This window comes from Streptomyces monticola (assembly GCF_042665355.1).
Classification (GTDB): domain Bacteria; phylum Actinomycetota; class Actinomycetes; order Streptomycetales; family Streptomycetaceae; genus Streptomyces; species Streptomyces monticola.
Genome location: NZ_JBHTCF010000004.1, coordinates 375,052 through 395,083, shown reverse-complemented (window position 1 = coordinate 395,083; position 20,032 = coordinate 375,052). Strand labels below are relative to the sequence as shown.

The 20,032-nt window shown below is 69.1% G+C and carries 13 protein-coding genes and 1 pseudogene; 3 read left to right on the top strand and 11 right to left on the bottom strand.

The genetic code is table 11. From position 1 onward, the window contains the following. Nucleotides 1-12: 12 nt before the first annotated feature. Nucleotides 13-420 carry a hypothetical protein gene (locus ACFQVC_RS12895; protein ID WP_381830211.1) on the top strand — a complete coding sequence of 136 codons (408 nt, stop codon included), beginning with the start codon at nt 13-15 and terminating at the stop codon, nt 418-420. A gap of 614 nt (nt 421-1,034) precedes the next feature. Continuing rightward, a complete protein-coding gene (locus ACFQVC_RS12890) occupies nt 1,035-2,321 on the top strand; it encodes a sensor histidine kinase (RefSeq protein ID WP_381830209.1) in 1,287 nt (428 codons plus the stop codon). 1,949 nt (nt 2,322-4,270) lie between these two features. Here the strand turns inward: ACFQVC_RS12890 and ACFQVC_RS12885 are convergent. Beyond that, nucleotides 4,271-7,474, bottom strand: a complete 3,204-nt coding sequence (locus ACFQVC_RS12885) for an RHS repeat-associated core domain-containing protein (RefSeq protein ID WP_381830560.1) — start codon at nt 7,472-7,474, stop codon at nt 4,271-4,273. 794 nt (nt 7,475-8,268) lie between these two features. Between ACFQVC_RS12885 and ACFQVC_RS12880 the strand changes: the two are divergent. Further along, nucleotides 8,269-8,400 (top strand): annotated as a pseudogene (locus ACFQVC_RS12880) (ATP-binding protein); the annotation flags it as partial. A 129-nt stretch (nt 8,401-8,529) separates the two neighbouring features. Here ACFQVC_RS12880 and ACFQVC_RS12875 read toward each other — a convergent pair. The 10 genes from ACFQVC_RS12875 to ACFQVC_RS12830 form a co-directional block, all read right to left on the bottom strand. Then, a complete protein-coding gene (locus tag ACFQVC_RS12875) occupies nt 8,530-9,270 on the bottom strand; it encodes a helix-turn-helix domain-containing protein (protein WP_381830207.1) in 741 nt (246 codons plus the stop codon). A 255-nt stretch (nt 9,271-9,525) separates the two neighbouring features. Then, complete coding sequence (locus tag ACFQVC_RS12870) at nt 9,526-10,419, bottom strand: extensin (RefSeq protein WP_381830205.1); 894 nt, start codon at nt 10,417-10,419, stop codon at nt 9,526-9,528. Further along, complete coding sequence (locus ACFQVC_RS12865; protein ID WP_381830204.1) at nt 10,416-11,354, bottom strand: C40 family peptidase; 939 nt, start codon at nt 11,352-11,354, stop codon at nt 10,416-10,418. The genes ACFQVC_RS12870 and ACFQVC_RS12865 overlap by 4 nt, the downstream gene beginning before the upstream one ends. After that, nucleotides 11,351-12,337: a replication-relaxation family protein gene (locus tag ACFQVC_RS12860; protein WP_381830202.1), complete on the bottom strand. Its 987-nt coding sequence runs from the start codon at nt 12,335-12,337 to the stop codon at nt 11,351-11,353. The genes ACFQVC_RS12865 and ACFQVC_RS12860 overlap by 4 nt, the downstream gene beginning before the upstream one ends. Before the next feature lie 40 nt (nt 12,338-12,377). Continuing rightward, nucleotides 12,378-14,765 (bottom strand): type IV secretory system conjugative DNA transfer family protein, encoded by a 2,388-nt coding sequence (locus ACFQVC_RS12855; protein ID WP_381830200.1) that lies wholly within the window; start codon nt 14,763-14,765, stop codon nt 12,378-12,380. Then, entirely contained in the window at nt 14,762-15,406 is a 645-nt protein-coding gene (locus tag ACFQVC_RS12850; protein WP_381830198.1) for a TraG/VirB4 family ATPase, read from the bottom strand. Before ACFQVC_RS12850 ends, ACFQVC_RS12855 begins: the two co-directional genes overlap by 4 nt. Nucleotides 15,407-15,430: 24 nt before the next feature. Continuing rightward, nucleotides 15,431-16,609, bottom strand: a complete 1,179-nt coding sequence (locus tag ACFQVC_RS12845; protein ID WP_381830196.1) for a VirB4 family type IV secretion system protein — start codon at nt 16,607-16,609, stop codon at nt 15,431-15,433. Next, nucleotides 16,609-17,511 carry a PrgI family protein gene (locus ACFQVC_RS12840; RefSeq protein WP_381830194.1) on the bottom strand — a complete coding sequence of 301 codons (903 nt, stop codon included), beginning with the start codon at nt 17,509-17,511 and terminating at the stop codon, nt 16,609-16,611. The genes ACFQVC_RS12845 and ACFQVC_RS12840 overlap by 1 nt, the downstream gene beginning before the upstream one ends. Before the next feature lie 6 nt (nt 17,512-17,517). After that, nucleotides 17,518-19,554 (bottom strand): hypothetical protein, encoded by a 2,037-nt coding sequence (locus tag ACFQVC_RS12835; RefSeq protein WP_381830192.1) that lies wholly within the window; start codon nt 19,552-19,554, stop codon nt 17,518-17,520. After that, nucleotides 19,551-19,871, bottom strand: a complete 321-nt coding sequence (locus ACFQVC_RS12830) for a pilin (RefSeq protein ID WP_465270591.1) — start codon at nt 19,869-19,871, stop codon at nt 19,551-19,553. The genes ACFQVC_RS12835 and ACFQVC_RS12830 overlap by 4 nt, the downstream gene beginning before the upstream one ends. Nucleotides 19,872-20,032 lie beyond the last annotated feature (161 nt).

Sequence of the window (20,032 nt, the reverse complement as noted above, 5' to 3'; positions counted from 1 at the left end):
GATCAACCCGCCATGACCAGCGATCCATCCATCCCGGGGCCGGGCACCCGGCTTCTGACCGAGCAACTCGGCCTCGCCGATCCCCTGGCAGAACTCGCCGCTCACCATCCGCCGGGAGAGCACCTGCAGCGACTGGCTCGCGCGCTCGGTCAGACCGCGGTCGATCTCGATGCCGCGTACACGCGGGCCAGGCAAGCCGGCAGCATCCTGCGAGACCTGCGCGCACAGCGAGACATCCGCCACCTGGTGGATGAAATCGCAGCTGTGGCGCAGGAATTGGAGCGAGAACTCGTCCGGTTCGACGTGATCGACACGGCGCTGATCCGCCTGCTTGCGGTCTACTTGGACCTCACTAAGGAGACGGAGAGGACCGCGGCGGGAGGTTCGCCGGCCCGCCGCGAGGCCTGCAGGCCAGCGTGAGGAAGCTGTCAGGGCGTGCGGAGCTGGGGCAGGCACCCGGCCCGCGCAGCTCGTCTGAGAGGTGGCTGACGTCGTTGTGGGCGAGGACGGTTGCGGGCCGAGGCGTTGCGGCTGGAGGGCCCGGGGATCGACATCGTGTAGTGGCGGGTAGAGATGTTGCTACGCCCCGCCTGGCAGACCTCCTTGAACTACCGGGAGGCCCGTAGATTTGCCTGGTCCGAGGAGCCTGGACACCCTGCCGGAGCGCAGCGGCCCGGTACCCATCCGAGGAGATGACCGGTCCCTCGTGTTATCGGCCCCGTCCAGCAAGCTGAAACGGCCCGCCAGATGGAGCGACGTGGCGCCGCGAATGGACGAGGCCTTCCCTCGCTCGCAATGGGGCGTTCACCTGACACGTTCTTACCGTCAACTTATGCCCACTGCAGGCACGATGACTGCGCACTCACTCCACGCGAAGGGACCTGCCACGGTGCGCGAAGCCATGCCCATGGGCAAGCGCTGGATCGCTATAGACCTCCACCGGGTACGCGCTGAGAGCCCGGGGCAACTCTCCCCTAGCTTCCCGACGGGTGCGATCCCCTTGGGCGGCAGCTCGTTAAGTCGGATGTGAGGTCATGGCCCGTACCCCCGAGGGTGCTCCGCAATCGATGCTCCCGCCGAAACCACAACATCCGCCACAGGCGTCCCCCACCGGGCGTTCCTGGTATCGAATTGAGGCCACCGGGAACCTGTCGCGGCTGCGTCCAACTATCCGGATTCGGCTGACGGTGCTGTACGGCGGTATGTTCCTGATGGCCGGGATTGTGCTTCTCTCGATCATTTATCTACTGGCTGCTGAAGCCCTGCAAAATGACGGCGCGAGCGTACGCATCACTGATGGATACGGGGTGCGTTGGTCGAGTAGCACCTGTCCTGCGCTAGAACTGGCCCAAAGCCCTGCCGAGTTCAACAGCATCTTGCGAGAGTGCGTGGACCAACAACGCGCCGCATCGCTCAACTCATTGCTCAACCGTTCTTTGCTGGCTCTGCTGATACTCACGGCGGTGGCGTTTGCCTTCGGCTACGCGATGGCGGGCCGTGTCCTGGCGCCCCTGGGGCGGATCACACGCGCCGCGCGCCAGGTCGCTGCCACCGACCTAGCACGGCGTATCAAACTGGACGGCCCCGATGACGAGCTGAAGGAACTCTCCGATACGTTCGACGAGATGGTGGATCGCCTGGAACGGGCGTTCACCGCTCAGCAGCGCTTTGTGGGGAATGCTTCACACGAGCTGCGCACTCCGCTCGCCATCAGTCGCACACTCCTAGAGGTTCATCTCTCCGACCCAGGGGCCTCCATCGAACTGAAGCAGCTCGGCAAGACGCTCCTGGCTACCAATGAGCGGAGTGAGCAACTCGTCGAGGGTTTGCTGCTGTTGGCCCGCAGCGACAATCAGATCGTGGACCGCAAACCCGTGGACCTCGCCGAGGTCGCTTCGAGGGCCATCGACCAAAGCAGCTCAGAGGCGAGCCAAGAGGGCATTGAGATCCGTGGTGAGCGGCGCTCGGCAGTCACTCAGGGCAGCGGCGTTCTCCTGGAACGCGTAGCCCTCAATCTGGTACAGAACGCCATTCGCTATAACGTTCCTGAGAACGGTTGGGTGAAAGTGGACACGGAAGTTGAGCGTGGCCACGCTGTCATGGTTGTCTCAAATACAGGCACGCTGGTGCCCGGGTACGAGATCGAGAATCTCTTCGAGCCTTTTCGCCGACTACGCGCGGCGCGCACCGGCAGTGACAAGGGTGCAGGCCTCGGCCTGTCCATCGTCCGCTCCGTGATGCGTGCTCATGGTGGAACAGTGACAGCAACGCCTCGTGAGGACGGAGGCCTGGAGGTCCGTGTCCAGGTCCCAAACCACTGAGTCTCGACAAAGAGTGCAACCATAGCCCTCTTCATGGCGAGGCAGAAACACAGAGAGGCTTCCAGCGGCAGCTCCGTTGAGGAGATCCAACCGCCAGAAGCTCTCTGTGTTTGGGGGCCGGCAGCGCCTCCAGGGGACTTAGAACTGCGCCCCTGTCAGCAAGCCTTCAGTGAGCCTCCGCCATGCCGAACGTTAGGCGCATACACGAAGCCGTAATTTTCGGTACCGGAGAGGCGCCCGTAGATCCACTTGTTTCCGTAGCCATTCGTCCACTGGCACCAATAGAAGATCTTTCTGCCCGCGCCGTGGCGTGTGGAGTCGCACACCTCGTACGGCGCGTCCCTTAAGTGGGTGTTGTTCTCCTTGAAGTAGCCGTAGCCATCGGAGTTGTTCTGTACGGCCCTGATGCCATCACATATTGGCGGGTCGGCACTTGCGCTGGTCGCAGTGGCGCCCACGAGCGCTCCCGCCAGGAGCGTACCTGCCCCGATCAGTGATGCCGCACGATTCTTGAACCTCAAGTGACCTCTCCTATGTCGCATGCCGCAGGCTTGACGGATTCGAGATGGCAAGCCTTGCCGCCACCTGAACTTCCAATTCTGCACACTCTCCGTGCGCTTGCCTTTGGCATAGCCCGAACGTTGTGCCGCCAAAGCTATATTCGAACTCCTGAGTGCGGCAATCGGTTCTTGTGGTGCGGCTGGAAAGTAATCAGTGAGCGGAATGCTGGTTAACGAGGAATTAACCTCGTAGGTGCCCCGGCTGCTCAGTAAGCGGAATGCATTTCAGGATTTTCACTCTTGTCTGGGCTGGCGCATTTCATTCCTTGAAGCCTCTTGGTGAGCGTCCGCGCGTTCGCCGATCGGCGAGATGCCCACCAGCCTCTCGGACTTGAAGCACTATTCGGCGAAGCCGTCTGCGTCTGGGGCACGGTATGGCGGAGCCGGTATAGAAGCCCCTTGTTGGGGAGTTACTGGGCTTGAACTCGTGTCGTAGTCGGCGGCAAAGCTTGGTCCTCGCGCGGCTGACGGCAGTCGGAAGACTGTCGCTGTTGCATCGAGCACCAAGGTGGAACGGCGCGGGCATCGACTTTCCTCTGCAACCTGTCGACGATGCGGCCCTGTTTCTGACTCGTATGAATGACAAGCAGTTGCTGGTTTCGGTGCATGCCGAAAGCAGCCCGTGCCTCCTGTGACACCCACATGGGTGTCACAGGAGGCACGGGCTGATGGGGGGCGGTCAGCTCTGAGTGGTCGTGGGCGCGCGACGATAGGTCCTTGGCCGCTCACTCATCTGCTCGGCGGCACACCCCTTTTCGCCAGACCGCCGAGTAGCCGGCGATCGCACCGCATGATCTCTCGATGGCGCGGCTGATGCCGGTGGCGGCAAATACTTCATCGGGTCTGCCCCTGAGGTGTTCGACGGGGAGGCATCGCAATACCCAGGAGCGAGCCCGGAAGGAGTGCACCGGCGAAATGCCCGCCCGGTGGGCGTGAAGCGAGCCCGAGCGTTTCGAGAGTGTCCGGCGCGCTGGTGGCGGTGGAACGGCCCAGCCCTGCGGCGAGGGCGAGTTCGGGGGCTAGGCCCGGGCGCCGTGGATTGAGTGGAGCCCTACTCGAGTGGCGGGGGTGGCGGCGAAGGCGGGTGTGGTGGAGGAGGCGGAAGTGGACGCTGAGGTCGAGGGCGGCTTAGGAGAGAGGGAACCAGAAAGCCGAGAGCTCCGCCTGCGACAGCGCCGACCAGCGCGGAGAACAGCACGTCCCAGCCGATCCCGGAGTTGAGGAACTTCAGGGGTCCCGTGATAATGGCGCCGAAGAGGCTCACACGCGCTGCTGCACGCCAACGTGACCGTAGGCTTGGCCTGTTGTTCTTCATTGCAGGGTTTCTCCTCCCGGCGGGCCTGCGAGCGATGCACGCTCGCAGGCCCTCATGCCTACGCTGCCTGCTACCTAGAAGAAGCGCCCCAGCCAGGACCCGGCCGGGGACGCACCGAGTGCTCCCCACAAGGTCCCATTCTTGAAGGCGTCGGCGCGGTCCTCGTAGTCTCCGCCGCCCACGGCGGATCCGATAGCCGCTCCGGATCCTGAACTGAGGCCGACGATGACTGCCCCGGCGACGACGCATCCGACGCCTGTGGAGCACAGCGCGGCAGTAGCTGCCACACCGACTACACCTCCGGCGAAGGCGCCGAGACCTTCACCAATGTCTGACCATCCGAACAGGCCGCTCGGGTCGATGATGTTGGTGGGGTCGCCAGAGGCGTAGAGGTAGGGATTGGCTTCCAGGCCTGCCGGGTCGGGTTGCGTGAAGCGCCCGATGTTGGGGTCGTAGAAGCGAGCCTTGAAGTGGTACAGCCCGGTGGGGTCCTGGTAGCCGCCGGCGAAGCGGTAGGGCTGGGGGACCTTCTCGTTGGCGCTGGTGACGCCGCGGGGGCTGTAGCCGTAGGTGTTGACCTTCTCGCCGTCCGCGTTCACGACGGCTTCGATGCTGCCGAGGGCGTCGGCGAGGTAGTAGTAGGTCGTGTTCTTGGTACGGAACGAGTTGAGTGTGCCGCCCGGTTCGCGGGTGAAGTTCGTGTCCACGCCGCTGAGAGTCTGGGCGGACAGGCCGAGCGGTCCGTGGTGGAACGCCGTCGAGCCGAACTGGGTGCGCTCGGAGTTGTCGGTGCTCGCGTAACGGGCCTTGTAGTCGGTGCCGCTGTGAGTGAGAGCGGTCTGCTGGGAGAAGTCGCTCCACTGCCCGCCGGTGCGGGTGGTGTCGGTGGTGGGTGCGGCGGCGGTTTCGTTTCCGGCGGCGTCGTGGGACCAGTTGGCCGTCGAGCCGTTCTTGCCGGTGATCTGTGAGGCGGCGTTGTAGGTGTACGTGGAGCCGCCGGGGCAGCCGGCCGCGGTGCCCTGCGAGGTCAGGTTGCCGGCCTTGTCGTAGCAGTACAGCCAGCTGCCGTTGGTGGCCGAGCCCTTGGTCTCCTTCGTGAACGTCAGACGGCCCGCGGAGTCGTAGTCGTAGGTGCGCTTGAGACCGCTGACCGCGTCGGTGCGGGTACGGATCTTCGAGCCGTCCTTGGTGGTGGTGCCGCTGGTGTACGTGTAGCTGTAGGAGAGGTCCATCAGAGTGCCCTTGGGCGAGGTCGCCTTGATGGCTGTCTCCCGGTTGGCCGCGTCCCGCGTGATGGTCTGCACCGTGCCGCCCGGATAACTGATCTGTCTACGGGCGTCGTTGGCGTTGTACTCGAAGCCGGTCTTCTGCCCGTAGGGGTCGGTCAGGGATTCGAGCCTGTTGGTCTTGTTGTAGGTGTACCGCACCATGCCCGAGGGGTCGTGGTAGGTCTCCACGTTGCCGTCGGCGGTGTAGGTCAGCACCGTCTGGGAGCCGTCCTGGAGGGTGCGGACGGTTTCGCGGCTCAGAGGGTCGAAGTCGTACTTGGTGATGCCGGTGGCATCCGAGCGCTGCTTGAGGTTGCCGTCGCCGTCCCAGGTGTACTCGGCCCAGCCGCTGGGGCCGGAGACTTTGGTGATGCGGTCGCGGTTGTCGTAGGTGAAGTTGACCTTGGTGCCGCGGCCGTCGGTGGTGCTGGTGGCTCGTCCGGCCTGGTCGTACGTGTAGGTGGTCTCGCCCAGCGGCTTGGGTGGGGTGACCTTCGAGAGGTTGCCCTTGGCGTCGTAGGTGAACTGGGTGGCGTTGCTGTTGGCGTCCTTGATCTCGCAGCGCTGGCCCTTGAATCCGCCGCAGGTCGGTGATGTGGGGTTGTAGGTGAAGGTGCGTGTGCCGCCCTCGGTGCCGGCGACGGTCTCTTTGGTGGTGTTGCCCGCGCTGTCGTAGCTGTAGGTGGCCGACAGTCCGTCCGCGGTGGTGATCTTTCCCGGGACGTCGGCGCCGGCGATGGTCTGGTAGCCGGTCAGCGAGGACGTCGCGCCGGTGGGCAGCTTTGCCGTGGTGGGGTTGGAGCGGGCATCCCAGCCGTAGGCGGTGACATTGCCCGGGGTGGAGCCCACACCCATGGCGTCGGTGGCGGTGGCGACGTTGCGGTTGGCGTCGTAGGTGCGTTCCCGGTTGCGCCCGAGGGCGTCGGTGACCTTGGTGATCTCGCCGTCGGCGGCGTGCTTGTAGGTGGTGGTGTCGCCGACCGGGTCGGTGACGGTGGTGATGCCTTCGGAGTTGGGGGTGGCCGCCGTGTAGTCGTACAGGTAGGTCGGGCCGGTTTCGCCGGAGCCGTCGAAGGTGGTGGCGCGCTTCATCGAAGTGACGCGGCTCTGTGCGTCGTAGGTGAAGACCGTGACGCGCCCCTCGGGGGTGGTGATCTTCGTCAGGCGGCGGTTCGAGTCGTAGACGAAGCTGGTGGCCTTGCCCTCGGTGTCGGTGGTCTTGGCCACATCCCCCGCCGAGTTGAGGTCGTAGACGACAGTGCGACCGGTGTTGTCCTTGGCCTGCCACTGCGAGGCATCGGTCTTCAGCAGGTCGATCGAGCGGCCGGACCGGTCGTCAGTGATCTTGAAGCCCTTGTGCTCGCTGCCCTCGTCGTGCTGGTCGACGAGTATGTGGCCACCGTTGCGGTCGGTGACCTTCACCAGGGTGCCGGCCGCGCTGTAGGTGTCCTTCATGCCCGAGCCGCGCTCGGTCACCGTGTACTCACCACTGGAGGTCTTCTTCAGGTCCAACCGGTAGCCCTCGGGGGTGGCGAAGGTGCCATCGCTCTTCTTGCTGAAGGACACCGAGGCGCCGGTGGCGTCGTAGAGGACCATCTTGTCGGTCTCGACCTGCAGGTAGCGCTCGTACCCCTGCCACCATCGCTGGGAGACCTTCCCCCAGGGCGCGTCGAGGGAGTTGTAGGTCCGCGTCAGCTGAAGCGACTTGCCCACCCCGGGCAGGTGCAGGTCAGTGGCGGCGAGCATGAGGTTGCCGGTCGAGTAGTTGACGCGCACGACCAGGGAGTCAGTCACCCAGACGTCCGAGATCTGGTGCCAGGGCACCTGGCCCTGCCCCTTGGGGACCACCGCCGCGAGCGCGGCCCGGTCCTTCGCGCTCAGCTGCGCCGGCTCCTTGGTGCCGCGGGAGCGTTCTTCCTGCACGGCCCGCCACCGGGCCACCGCGGCGGCGGCCTCCTGTTCGCGGACCGAGGCGGGAGCCTTGGTCCTGCCGACCTTCACCGGCGGCATCTTGGCCTTCTCGCCGCCCTTGCCCCAAACAGTGGACGGCCTGTCTTCCTTGCCGGGAGCTGCGGCGGCTGGAACCACGCCGAGGGAGAGTGCGACGGCGACCGTAGCCGCCAGCGCGGAGCGTCTTGCACGTATGCGGGCACGCCGGACCGACGTGCGTGAGGTGCCTAAGTGCATGGTGTTCGGATCTCCTTGCCCTGATCAACCGATGGTGCACTGTCGAGGCAAGGGGCGCGGCGGCGCGGCCGCAAAGGGAAGCCGCACGGCGCCTGCGGGGGACAGGCACACACCGTGCCCGTGGCCAGGCCACCTCGGCCGCACCCCCTGCCGGCTCTCCAGCGCCCGCGGCAAGAGATACGGCACACCAGCCTGCGGCCGGCGCAGCCGTGCGCATTCCCTCCCCGTAGCAACCGCGCACATGCCGTTGGTCTGCACCTGCGGGCGCGGCGATCACGATAGGCACCGGCTACCGGGGCCCGGCAAGGACGATCGAAAGGCAGGACGGGTGGGCTGTCCGGAAACAGGCCGCAAGCGGAGGCGGGGCGCCCAGGGCCTCTCGTGATGTGCGAGCTGTATGAAGCGATGTGTGACACCTGTGAAAGAGACGAGGGAGGGTGGTGCTCCGCTTCAGGGCGAACCGACCGATTCCGTGTATGCCATCGGCCCGGCCTATCGGTGCATCTTGCATGAACTGGCGCGCAGCCAGACAACATCCGGTCGGCGCTTGGAAGGGCATCTCGGTGTGGGCGCGATCCATCCCCGAACGGCAGGTGCTGACCGGTCAGTCTCGCAGGATGCTGGTCTGGATCAACGGACCCTTCGGCGGCGGGAAGACGCAGACCGCGCACGAGCTGCACCGCAGGCTGCCGGACAGCCTGGTCTGCCACCCGGAGCTGACCGGTCTCGGCCTGCACCGGATGATGCCGCGCGGGCGCGCAGCACTAAGCCGCGTCGAGTTGGGGGGGGCGGGCAGGAGCCTCGGTGAGCAGAACGCAGTAGGTCCGGGCGCACCGCGCCATGCGCGCGATGCGCCCGGACCGGGCCTGGGGCTGCGGCTACTCGGATTCTGTCCCGCTCGGATTCGCCAGCCGGTAAGTCCGGGGGCGATCGGTGACTTGCTCGGCGACACCCTGGCCCGCGAGCGTGACCAGCGCGTTGGCGATGGCGCCTGAGGATTTCGAGATGGCACGGCTGATGCCGGTCGCGGTGAAAGCCTTGCCGGGGTGCGCTTCGAGGTGGCCGACCACCAACTGCCTCAGAGCACCGGGTGCGAGTCGCTTGCCTTCGCCGAATGAGGTGGTCGCCGCGCTCTCAGCCACTGGCTGTCCCCCGTCGCTTGGGGCCTCGGGGTGGACCGTCTGCTCGCCGAGCGTGGTCGACGGGCTCTCACTCGTAGTGCCAGTGCCGTTGGCGTCGACCTTCGTGGGGCTGGTGGGTGCGGGCTCCGGGCGGTCGCCTGTGCGTGTGGTGTCGCTGTCGTGATTGGCGGCGGCGTCGTCATCGCCGGTGGCCAACGGGGAGTCACCCGCAGCGCGCCAGCGGTCGGGGACGCGCCGCGCCCCCTCGTGCCCGCCGGGCTCACGCACGACCAGCCCCTGCTTCTCCAGGGTGGCCAGGGCATTGGTCGCCGTGGAGCGGCCGAGCCCGGCGGCAAGGGCCAGTTCGGCCGCCGTGGCGTACGGGGTGGTGACCAGCTCGGTGTAGATCGCCGCAGGGGCACCAGTAAGGCCGGTCAGAGGTTGAGGGCTGGGTACTGGGCGCAGATCACGGACGTTGGAGTCTTGGACATCGGACATGGTGGGGCCTCGCTTCCGGTGAGCGGAGATGGACGGAGGTCCCCGGCCGGGGTGCGGCATGGAATGCCACGGTGTCGAACGGGTGCGTGCGCAGCGCAGAAGATCCCGGTCGAACTCGGCCCGGCGCCCGTGGGTTCGGGGTGCGTGAACCCGTGACGCTCGGCCGGTGCGACCCATGGACGCTCCATAGGGTTTCCCCTGTCAAGTCGATCGGCGGATATTGCGATCGACGGTGGGAAAACGGATCGTCGCTGGTCAGGAGAGCGGTTCGGCGTGGTCGGGCCGACGGGCCAGGAGCTGCGTCCGGATCTGGCGGGCCCGCTTCGGGCCGAGGTGCAGATCCGATCGGAGCCGCCAGACGCTCACCGGTCGGCCAGTGACCGCACGCACCGCGTCGTCGATCGCTGTGGCGCGCGCCCACACGTCGCCCTGTGGCGGGCTGTCCGTACGCGCTTCGCCCACCGGGGTCACCGAGGCTGTGCCCGGCGCGCTGTCGGCCGCCGTGGGGCCCCCGTCGTCGGAGGGTGGGGGTGTGGCCGGGTGCGCCGGGGCGGTCAGAGCGCCGGAAGGGGCAGGATCGGGCGGGGGAGCGGGACCGATCGAGGGCTCGGTGATCGGTTTGATGCCAGGTGGGTCAGGTTCGGACGATCGGGGCCGGAGGGAGGCGGGGGCGAGGCAGTTTTCCGTGGGATCGGCGGGGCCGATCCGGTCTAGGAGCGGCGAGATGCCTCGTCGATAGGCGGCCACTGTCTCCGTGAGCAGTACGAGGAGCAGGGTCGGCGTGGCGTGCAGGACGATGCCCGCCGGATCGGCCCGGGTCGGCCAGCCGATCCGTCCGTCCGGCCACAGCGACGGCCAGATGTTCATCAGCGTCGCGACCGTGCCGGTGAACCACCGCAGAGCCGTCGACCACCGGGAAGGACTGACGCCCCAATCGGCCAGCCGGGCCTCCGCGTACAGGGCGACCACCAAACCGAGAGCCAGCATGGGGTCGAGAAGGACGGCAATGGGCCACGGCACTCCCTGACTTACCGCGAACAGCGTCACGTTCACCGCTGTGAAGACGAGCGCGAGAACGGCGACGGCGCCCAAGGCCCGGGTCAGGGCGTGAAGGAACCGTCGGGCCTCGGAGGGGCTGGGGCCGGTCATCGGGGGCCCCGCCCGGCAGCGGGTCGGGAGGCACCCTGAAAGTCGGACCTCGCGGCCACGTCGAGGGGGAGCTCCCGCACGACTGCTCCCCGGCGGGGCGCGTCGATCATCCGGCCCGGTGCGCTGGCGATGCCGACATGAGTGATGTGGCCAGGGTCGGTGCCGAAGAACAACAGGTCGCCTGGGGCCAGTTGGGCCTTCCTCGGTAGACGGGGCCCCGCATCGTACTGGGCCTGGGCGACGCGGGGGATGCTGATGCCGGCGGCACGGTAGGCGGCCTGGGTGAGTCCGGAGCAGTCGAAGCCGCCCTCGGCAGGTCCGTCGCCGCCCCACACGTAGGGGGTGCCGAGCTGGGCGCGGGCGAAGGTAACGGCCTTGCCTGCCGCGCCGGTTGGGACGGGCGCCGCAGCCGCGTACCGTCCGGAGATCTTGAGGATCTTGTCGACGTACCAGTCCGCGTGGTTGTAGTGCCAGATGGCCCGCCGGAGGTTCTTGTTGTTCTTCGCGCCGTTGGCGCACAGTAGGCGGGCGGCGGCGTGGACCGCGTCGACGGGATCCCACGGGGTCGGCGGCTTCTTTCCGCCGGGTGGGACCGGATAGGCGTACGCCTTGAAGGTGGACGGCAGGAATTGCATCGGTCCCACGGCGCCTGCTGAGGAGATCATCGTGGGGTGGCGGCCGTGATTGGTCTCGACCTTGCCGATCGCGGCCAGGATCGTCCAGGACAGGCCGGGGCATTCCGGAGCGGCACGCTGGTAAAGCGCGAGCATGTAGGCGGGGATGTCGGCGAGGGCGTGCTTGCTGGGTGCGGCGGACCCGTCGGCGCCGCCGGGAAGCAGGCCGGATATGAGCGCGGCCACGGTCAGTGCCGCGAGCAGGGGCAGGGCGAGGATCGTGCAGCCGATGCCCCCGGTGGTCTTGGCGAGGGCGCTCATGGCCGTTCCTCGTCCGGAGGGAGCGGCGGGATGGGCCGCCAGGGCAGCGCGGCGCGTCGGCCGGGCGCGGGCAAGGTCGTGTCGGGGGTCAGTGCGGGGGTGAGGTGGGGCCAATGGGTGGTGAGTTGGGTGAGGTCGAGCCGTGTGCTGGGGACGGAGTCCATGGGGAGCCAGGCCGCTGCGTCTGGGGCGGCGAGTTCGGCGTTGCCGGTGGCTACGAGAAGGCCGAGCTGGCCGGCTGACGGGGCGAGGCGGCGGCGCAGGGCGGTTTCGCGGCGTGTGGTGCGGGTGTGGATGAGGAGCGGGGTGCGGGTGCCGGTGGTGGAGGCGAGGGCCGCGTAGCCGGGGAGTTTGGATTCCAGCCGGGCGAGGTTGTAGGAGCCGGTGTCGTACTCCAGGAAGAACGGAAGGAGTTGGCCGCTCGGCGCCGCGCAGTGGGCGTAGGCGTCGGGCCGGGTCCAGTCGCCCCACAGCCGGGTGGCGGAGCGCTCCGACAGCCAGATGGGAAGCCGCCGGGTGACGGCCAAGGTGACGAGGAGGGCGTTGACGCCGAGGGTGTGCTCCAGGGTCGGGGAGAAGGCGATGCGGGCACACGAGTCTTTGCGCCAGCCAGTGGCGGCCGGTTCGACTCCGGCACGGGCGGCGAGGAGTTCGGCCCCGGCCTTGCCGAGGGTGTAGTGCTCGGGGGCGGAACCCGTCTGCCTCAGAGGGCGGAAGGAATCGACGAGGCCGAGAAAGTACAGCTCGCGCAGGCGGCGGTTGGCGGTGCGATGGCCGCCGCCGAAGGCGAGTTGAGCGATGTGGTGCGAGGTGAGCACCTTGTGTTCGTGGAGTATCTCGGTCAGCCAGACGTCGCGGGGCGTGAGTCGGGCCGTGAGCTCGGCGAGGTTGGTGCGGGCGCGGGCGGCCTGTGCTGGGCGGCGCCGGCGGACGGCGGCCCGGGGCACGTAACCGGAGCGGGGGTCGGGGGTGGGTGTTGGCATGGCCGCTCCTTCGAGGTCACGAGGTCACGAGTTTTCGAGGTCACAGGGGCAGGTGGAAGGAGCGGCTGGTGGTGCCGCCGAAGTGGCGGGCCGCAGCGGCCCGTAGGTCGTCCGAGCGGCCCGGCCGGGCGGGCGGCAGGGGACGGGTGGTCAGGGTGAACGCGGCCGACTCGGCGCCGTCGGTGAGGAGGTGGGCGGCGGCCTGGTAAGGGCCGAGGTGGGCGAGGTCGTGGGCGCCGAGCGTGGGCAGGGTGTGACGCTCCAGGGCGTGGGCGTCTTCCGGGGAGGCGTTGAAGAAGACCTTGTTGCGGGCGTTGGCGGAAATGCCTTCGCGCAGGTCGCGGGGGAGCTGTGCGAGGTTCTGGTGGGCCAGCGTCAGGGACAGGCGGTAGCCGCGGGCCTCGGCGAGCATGTCCTCCAACGGGTACGGCAGGGTGAGGAAGTTGTGGCACTCGTCCACATACAGGGCGGCGTCGATGCGCTGGTGCTCGGGAGTGCGGGCGCGGGCGGCGGCGCACTGCCAGGTCTTGGCGACGATGAACGAGCCGAGCAGGCGGCAGGTCTCTTCGCCGAGCGCGCCTTTGGGCAGGCGGGCGAGCAGGATGCCGCCGTCCAGGACATCGGCGAGGTGGAAGGTGGACTCGCCCGACGCGATGGCCTGGCGTGCGAAGGAGCGCAGCAGGAAGGCGCGGAGCTTGTTCATGACCGGGCCGACCACGGCGGCCCGGGATGGCTCGGACAGTTCCTCGTACCAGGTCCAAAAGCCTTTCAGGACGGGGTCCTTGATGGTGGGGATCATTCGCAGTCGGTAGGCCGGCTCGCCGAGCAGCCGGGGTACGTCCGCGAGGGTGACGAGCCGGTTGGTCACCTGGGCGTGGTGCAGCAGGGTCAGGCAGGCGGCGCGCATCACGTCGTCGGTCCTGGGTCCCCAGAAGGCGGTGAAGATACGGCGGAAGATGCCGGTGATGTTGTCGACGACGACGTCGATGTCCGTGCCGTCCAGGACGTTCAGGCACGGCGGTACGTGGACGTCGTCGGGGTCGATGACCACCAGGCGGTCCGCGCAGGTGTCCGGCAGCCGGTGCAGGAGACCGGCCACCAGATCGCCTTTGGGATCGATGACGACCGCGCCGCGGCCTGCTTGTACGTCGTCCAGGATGAGGTTGCCGATGAGGGTGGACTTGCCGGAGCCGGTGGCGCCCATCAGGTGCAGGTGCTGGCGGGCGTCAGGGACGGCGAGGCCGACGGCGCGGCGGGCGCCGGTGTCCGCCGCGCCGAGCGGTTTGATGTCGGGGCCGGGCTGAGGGACGGCTGGGGGTGGGGCGATGGAGCGGGCACCGGCGCGGGCCAGGCCAGGGGCGTCCGGATCCCAGGGCAGATGGGCGAGGGCGGCCAGTTCCGGGACCGAGAGGAGGTCTGCGCGCAGCGGGAAGCGGCGGGCGCTGAGGTCTCGGTGGGGGATACGGAGGCGGTGGCGGGTCAGCCAGTTGCGGGCGGCGAAGAGCAGGAAGGCGGAGGCGACGGCATGGGCCCGGCCCCGCAGTCGCGTCCCGGCTCCGTCGCCCGTGGGCGGCAGAGTGACGGCGTAACGGATCGTGGTCTCCCACTGCGGGCCGGTGAGCTTGGTGACGCTCTCGCGGACCTCAGCTCCGTGCGAGGGGTCCTGCGGGGTGGACGAGACCGGCTGGGGACGGTGAGAGAAGAGCCGGAGCAGGAGCGTGACGCGCGACGCGGAGCGCCCGGCCTTCAGACGGCGGGCCCGGTGCCTGGCCTGTCGCACGCGGGCACCGGTCGCGGGCCGGGCCAGGATCTGGACGAGTGCCTGCTCGCCGGCGGCCATGTCGGTAGCGGCCTGCAGCAGGGCACGCAGGGGATCGTCCTTGTGGTCCGTACGCAGCGGCAGGACCTCGGGGCGTGCCAGGGCAAAGCGTCCCGCAGTGTGCAAGTAGCCTACGGGGAGCGGAGGTTGTGCGTGGCTCACGGTGGTGTGGGCGCCGGGCCAGGCGGCCTCGACGGCCCGGCGCACCAGCGGGCTGGGTACACCTTTCGGCAGCCACAGCCGTACGGCCAGTCCGTCGCCAGTGAAGGCGTATTCGAAGCCGACGTGCGGCTGGCCGTGCAGCAGGCGCTGGTGCCAGGGCCGCAGCAGGCCGGCCAGTTGGGCCCACAGCACCTCGCCGCCGCGCTCGGGCACGGTGGGCGGGGCGAGGACGGTGACCAGGTGGGCGCCGTCGGCGAGGGCGGCCTGCCGACGCCGGTGCACGACCACCCGCAGTGCGCCGACGGCCGCCGCGGTCGCGGCGCAGAAGGCCACCAGCCACGGCCAGGACGCGCTGAGGAAGTCCTTGCCGCCCAGGAGGCCGGGCCAGAAGGAGCCCGGATCGGTCAGAAAGTCCACCACCGGTCCGCCGGGACGGCCGGCGCTCATGGCGCAAGCCCTGGCAGATCAGAGAGCCCGTCCAGATCGGGAAGCCCGTACGGGTCGCTTTCCTCGCACTCCAAGGCGACTTCATTCGCCTGGAGTTCGGCCGGGTCCGTGGTGATCTGATCATGCTCGGTCTCGGAGGCGACGGGACTGAAAGAGATCTTCGTTCGGCCAGACAGCAGTAACGCGCACCCGCGCGGAGCGGACAGCAGATGATGCCGCTCCCCGCGGGACAGCCGGAAGGCGGCGGCGACTTGATCGATGGCCTGCGGGGCCTGGCGCATGAGCAGCTGGGTGGCGGAGTTCGCCACGATCGCCCGCCCGAGCTCGCTGGCCAGGACGTCGTCGGCGTCTTGGGTGACCACCGCGAGTCCGGTCCAGTACTTGCGGGCGGCCTTGGCCATCCGGAAGAGAAACCGTGCTCCGTGCCCGTCGCGCATCAGCACCCACGCCTCGTCCACCACGACCAGACGGCGCCTGCGCGGGCCGGGGTGGGCGACCTGACGCCAGATCGCATCCAAAGCGAGCAGCATGCCCGCGGTCTTCAGCTCGTCGGGGATCTCCCGGAGGGAGAACACCACCAGATGGCCGGTGGCGTGGGACGTGGTCGGCCCGGCGAAGAGCTGCCGGTGCGAGCCGTTCACGTATGGGTCGAGGCGCGCTGCCAGCTAACCGGCCGCCGCGTCCGTCATCGTCGTCAGCTGCTCGGCCAGGTCCTTCAGCAGCGGCGCCGGGCGTGACCAGGTGGCCGGATCGGTGGAGATGCCGGCATGCCGGTAGGTGGCAAGAACGGCCCGGTCAAGGACGGCACGTTCGGCAGCCGATAGCTCGGCGCCGAAGAGCACGGACAGGAATGTGTGCAGGAACAGCACCCGCCGGGTCAGTGCGTCCCCGTCCCCGCCCGCGGAGGGCGGCAGGTCGAATGGGTTGAGCCTGACTGCCGGATCGCCGAGCCGGATGACCGTGCCGCCGACCGCTTCTGCGAGGCGCACGTATTCGTCCTCGGGGTCGATGACCCTCGCCTCGATGCCGGTGAACAGCAGCCTGAGCAGTTCGAGCTTGGTCAGATACGACTTCCCGGCCCCCGACCGGGCGAGCAGCACGGAGTTGTAGTTGTCCTGCGCGAACCGGTCCCACAGCACGAGAGAGCCGCTGGCGGTGTTGACCCCATACAGGACTCCGCCCGGCCTCATGGCCGTATCGGCGGGCAGGTCAGGGGAGGCGAACGGGAAGCAGGCGGCGAGGGCTTCGGTGTCGAAGGTGCGGCGCACTTTCAGCGTGTCCAGGCCCAGCGGGAGCGTGGCGAGCCAGCCGGGCAGGGAGCGGTAGGTGGCCGGGGCGGTGGAGACCAAGAGGGACTCGGCGACGGACCGCACGGAGGCGACCTCATCGGCGAGGTGCTCTTCGTCGCGCCCGTAGACGGTCATGTACAGGCCGACGCGGAAGAGTTTCCCCTCGCCGCGCGCGATCCGGTACGCCAGCTCGGCGGCGTCCTGGGCGGCGGCTTCGGTGTCCGGGTCGTCGAGCCGGCCGCGGTCGAAGCCGGTGCGGCGGGTGGATTCCAGGCGGGCGCGTTGCGTCTTCAGCTGTCGGGCGGCGAGTGCGCTGGGCACGGGCTCGATGTGCAGGGCGACATCCAGGCGGCCGGGGTAGGTGAGCAGCGGATCCAGCCAGCCCGGTACCACTTCTGCCGGATAGCCGGTCACCACCAGCGTGGCGGCCAGCTGACTGCCGACGGCGAGCGTCCGGGCGTGCACCTCGATACCGTCCGGGCCGAGCCGCGCCAACTCGTCCCGCACATCGACGCGTTGCCGCGATGCGGCGGTACGTCGCCACAAGCGGGGCATCACGCACCTCCCAGGTCGAGGGCTTCGGGGGCGGCGGACAGGCGGAGCGTGTGCGCGGCCGATGCGCCGTCCAGTGCCGTGACGGTGATCTCGGCGGCTTCCAGGGCGCGGGCCGCCTCGTCGAGGCGATGAGCGGCACGCGGGCCGCCGGAGGCGGAGGGCTCGCGGGTGGTCAGCAGGACCTGCCGGGTGAGGAGGTCGCGTTCGTCGGCGAGCTGGTCGAGGTAGGCGGCGTGGGCCAGGGCCGCCTGGGCGAGCGCCGGGTGGGGAAGCTGGGCGGCTTGCTGGGTGAGGTCGTGGACGAGCGGGGCGACGTCGAGGCGATGGGCCCGCACCAGGAGCTGGGTGGGGCCGGTGAGCGCGTTGAGCCAGCGGGCGAATGCCTCGGTGAGCGCCTGCTGTTCACCGCCGGTGCGCAGGTGGAAGTTGAGCGTGCTGCACATTGCCAATGCGGCTTGCCCGTCCCGCCCGAGATCCATGACACCGGCCTCGGTGACGGCTTCACACGGCAGGCGCTGAGCGGTCGGTGCGCCGCCGGCGGCTGCGCGCCAGGCGGCCGGGGTGACATCCGGGAGCGCGGGGACACCCTCGGGCGCGGGCACCTGCCGCTTCACGAAACGGTGGTGGCGGACGGCGGCCAGCAACAGCCGGTCCAGACCGATGCCGTCGCGCCGTCCTACCGCCACCACCGTCACGAGCACGGCGAGCGGAGCGACGAGCGCCGCGTAGGCGAGCGGCGCCATGAACGGACGACTGGCCCAGAACCCCGTGTACAGCACGAGAGCGGCGAGGGAGAGGATCGCCAACTGCCGCGCGGTCAGCGGCCCGAGCAGTGGATCACTCTTCGCTACGTCGGCGGGGATACGGGCCGATGCGACGTACTCGTCATCTGTGTCGGGCATGACGGTTCACCTCCGGGCGGCGGGCGGGGCGGGTGGTTCGAGCGGCAGGCGCAGCTGTACGGGCCGGGCGGGGCGGCGGCGGACCCGCTCGGCAGGGATGGGAAGCGCCAGCTGCCGGGGCCGTCGGGGTGCACGGGGTGGTCCCGGCGCGGTGGAGACCGCGGGGCCTGTACTCGGCACGGTCCCCGCGGCAGCGGGCGAGGCGCGGCGGGGGACGCGCTCGGCGGGAATGGGCAGGCGCAGTTGGGTCGCCCGGCCTGGACGGGCGGGAACACGTTGCGCGCGGATCGGCAGTACCGTCTGCCTGCTGTGCACCGCCTGGGCCGGGTGGATCACCGACCGCGAGCCTGAGGGAGGTGTGCGCGGTGGTGGGCTCTGCGTGGATGAGGAACGCCGGGTGGACGGTTGCCCTGCGGGCCTGGGTCCGGCGCCGCTCGTTGGCGTACCGCCACCGCCACCGCCACCGCCACCGCCACCGCCACCGCCACCGCCGCTGCCGCCACTGCTTCTTGCTCCGGCGCGCTGTCGGGCGGTGGCGAGGAGGGCCCGGCTGCGGCGCACCGCGAATCCAGCTGGTCCACCCGGTGCAGGCAGATGGCTCCCGCCGCCCCGGCCTGGCCCGCCCCGGCCCCCTCCACCTCTGCCCCCGCCGCCTCCGCTCCCGCCCGTGGGCGGTGGGCTGCCGGGGATACCCCCGCCACCTGACCGGCCCCCGCCCGGACCGCCCCAGCCCCGGCCGCCGTGGCGCAGATGGCGCATGCTCCGCATGGCGGGCAGGGCGCGGCCCAACAGGTCCCACAGCAGGCGGTATTGCAGTGTCCGGAGCGGGCCGGGCAGCCCGGGGTGGATCGGGGTGGATCGGAACACGGACCGCAGACACCACCCAGGGATCTTGAACAGAATCCAGAACAGGGCGAGCCCGGTGAGCATGGTGCCCAGCTGGCTCGGCTTCGGGAAGCCGAGCAGGGTAGCGCCGGGGGCGTAGAACATCTTCAGCGCGACGACGAACGTCATCGACTGGGCGACTTGGATGGTGAGACACCCGGCGAGGCCGCGCCACCACATCCGGGCCACGCCCTCGGTCAGCGGGTGGGCGTGACAGGACAGCGCCAGCGGCGCGGACACGGCAAGCAGCGCGATCACCGCGATCCGCACGACGTAGCCGATCAGCACCGCCACGATGAGCACGACCATCACCACGGCGAGCAGCAGCAGATACAGCTTGAGACCCGGGACGCCGAACAGAGCAAAGGGGATCACGCGCTCCACCAGGCCCTTGCCCGCGTCACTCACGTCGGTGCCGAGCACCGCGTGGGAGAGCGCGTTGGCCAGGGAGATGGCCTTGCCCATGACGGTCAGCGACAGTGCGGCGGCCACCATGCCGAACAACAGGCGCGGGGTGATCTGTTTGAGGGCGTAGCGGGACTGGACGGTCTCATGTCCCATGACGGTGATCCCGCCGGCGGTCACGAACAGCACATAGATCCCGGCGGTGATACCCATCGCGCCGGTCCACAGCGCCTTGATCGGCTGCTGCTTGGTGACGTCGGGTGTGGACAGCAGGGTGTCGGCGAGGAGTTCCCGGGCCGGCTTCATGACCTGATCGAGGAGCGTCCCGAGGAATGTGGTGACCGCGTTCACGATCAAAGCTGGGATGTCGGTGAGCGGGCCGAGGTTGAAGCCGGTGCCCGGGTCGCAGTCGCTGTCGTCGCCGTCAGCCGCGCAGGCGGGTGGGGTCGGTCCCGGAGTCGGTTCAGGGGAGGCAGGATCGTCCCCGCCCCCGCCCCCGCCCCCGTCCTCGTTCCCGTCGGCGTCGCCGGGCGCCGGTGTGGGACCGGGTGATGGTTCGGGCTCTGCCGGTGTGGGGGCGGCAGGTCCCGGCTCGGGCCGAGGCTCCGGATCTGTGGGCGTGGACGGTACGGCCACCGCGTATGAGACGGGCAGCGTCGGCACGACGACGGTGGCCGCGACGACGAGGAGGAATGCGAAGGCGAGCAGTCGCAGATGATGCCGCGGGCGCATCCAGCGCCGGGCCCGACTCATTCCGCGCCCCCGCCTTCGCCGACGATGCCCTGGAGCACCGTGACGAGTACTGGGGCGAGGACGGCCAGGCCGTAGCCGATGGCGGCGGCCTTCAACGCCCGCTTGGCGGCTTCGACTTCGCCCGGGTCACCGCCGGCCATCAGGTAGCGCAGGCCGCCGAACGTCAGGAACAGAGTGGCGAGTCCGGCAAGGATGCCGACGACCCAGTTCCGCAGGTTCGTGATCACGGTGGGGATGTCCGCGACCGCCCACGAACTGGGCGGGTCGCACAGCAGCGCGGCCAGAGCGAGTACGGCCACGAACAGCCCCCGGCACACCTGCCGGCCAAGGCGGCGCAGGCCATGCCGACGGCCCTTGATCCGGGACGGGTGCAGTGACGCAGGCACGGACATGCACCTCCAAGGCGCGGGCGGCAGGCGGGAGAAGAGACAGGAGCGGACCAAGGAGAGGGGAGAGGAGGCGCGAAGGCCTCGTCCCC

Bases quoted from the DNA above. Each gene is read 5' to 3' on its own strand.
- ACFQVC_RS12895 (WP_381830211.1), top strand. From the start codon at position 13: ATGACCAGCGATCCATCCATCCCGGGGCCGGGCACCCGGCTTCTGACC.
- ACFQVC_RS12890 (WP_381830209.1), top strand. From the start codon at position 1,035: ATGGCCCGTACCCCCGAGGGTGCTCCGCAATCGATGCTCCCGCCGAAA.
- ACFQVC_RS12885 (WP_381830560.1), bottom strand. From the start codon at position 7,474: ATGCCGCCGGTGAAGGTCGGCAGGACCAAGGCTCCCGCCTCGGTCCGC.
- ACFQVC_RS12875 (WP_381830207.1), bottom strand. From the start codon at position 9,270: ATGTCCGATGTCCAAGACTCCAACGTCCGTGATCTGCGCCCAGTACCC.
- ACFQVC_RS12870 (WP_381830205.1), bottom strand. From the start codon at position 10,419: ATGACCGGCCCCAGCCCCTCCGAGGCCCGACGGTTCCTTCACGCCCTG.
- ACFQVC_RS12865 (WP_381830204.1), bottom strand. From the start codon at position 11,354: ATGAGCGCCCTCGCCAAGACCACCGGGGGCATCGGCTGCACGATCCTC.
- ACFQVC_RS12860 (WP_381830202.1), bottom strand. From the start codon at position 12,337: ATGCCAACACCCACCCCCGACCCCCGCTCCGGTTACGTGCCCCGGGCC.
- ACFQVC_RS12855 (WP_381830200.1), bottom strand. From the start codon at position 14,765: ATGAGCGCCGGCCGTCCCGGCGGACCGGTGGTGGACTTTCTGACCGAT.
- ACFQVC_RS12845 (WP_381830196.1), bottom strand. From the start codon at position 16,609: ATGCCCCGCTTGTGGCGACGTACCGCCGCATCGCGGCAACGCGTCGAT.
- ACFQVC_RS12840 (WP_381830194.1), bottom strand. From the start codon at position 17,511: ATGCCCGACACAGATGACGAGTACGTCGCATCGGCCCGTATCCCCGCC.
- ACFQVC_RS12835 (WP_381830192.1), bottom strand. From the start codon at position 19,554: ATGAGTCGGGCCCGGCGCTGGATGCGCCCGCGGCATCATCTGCGACTG.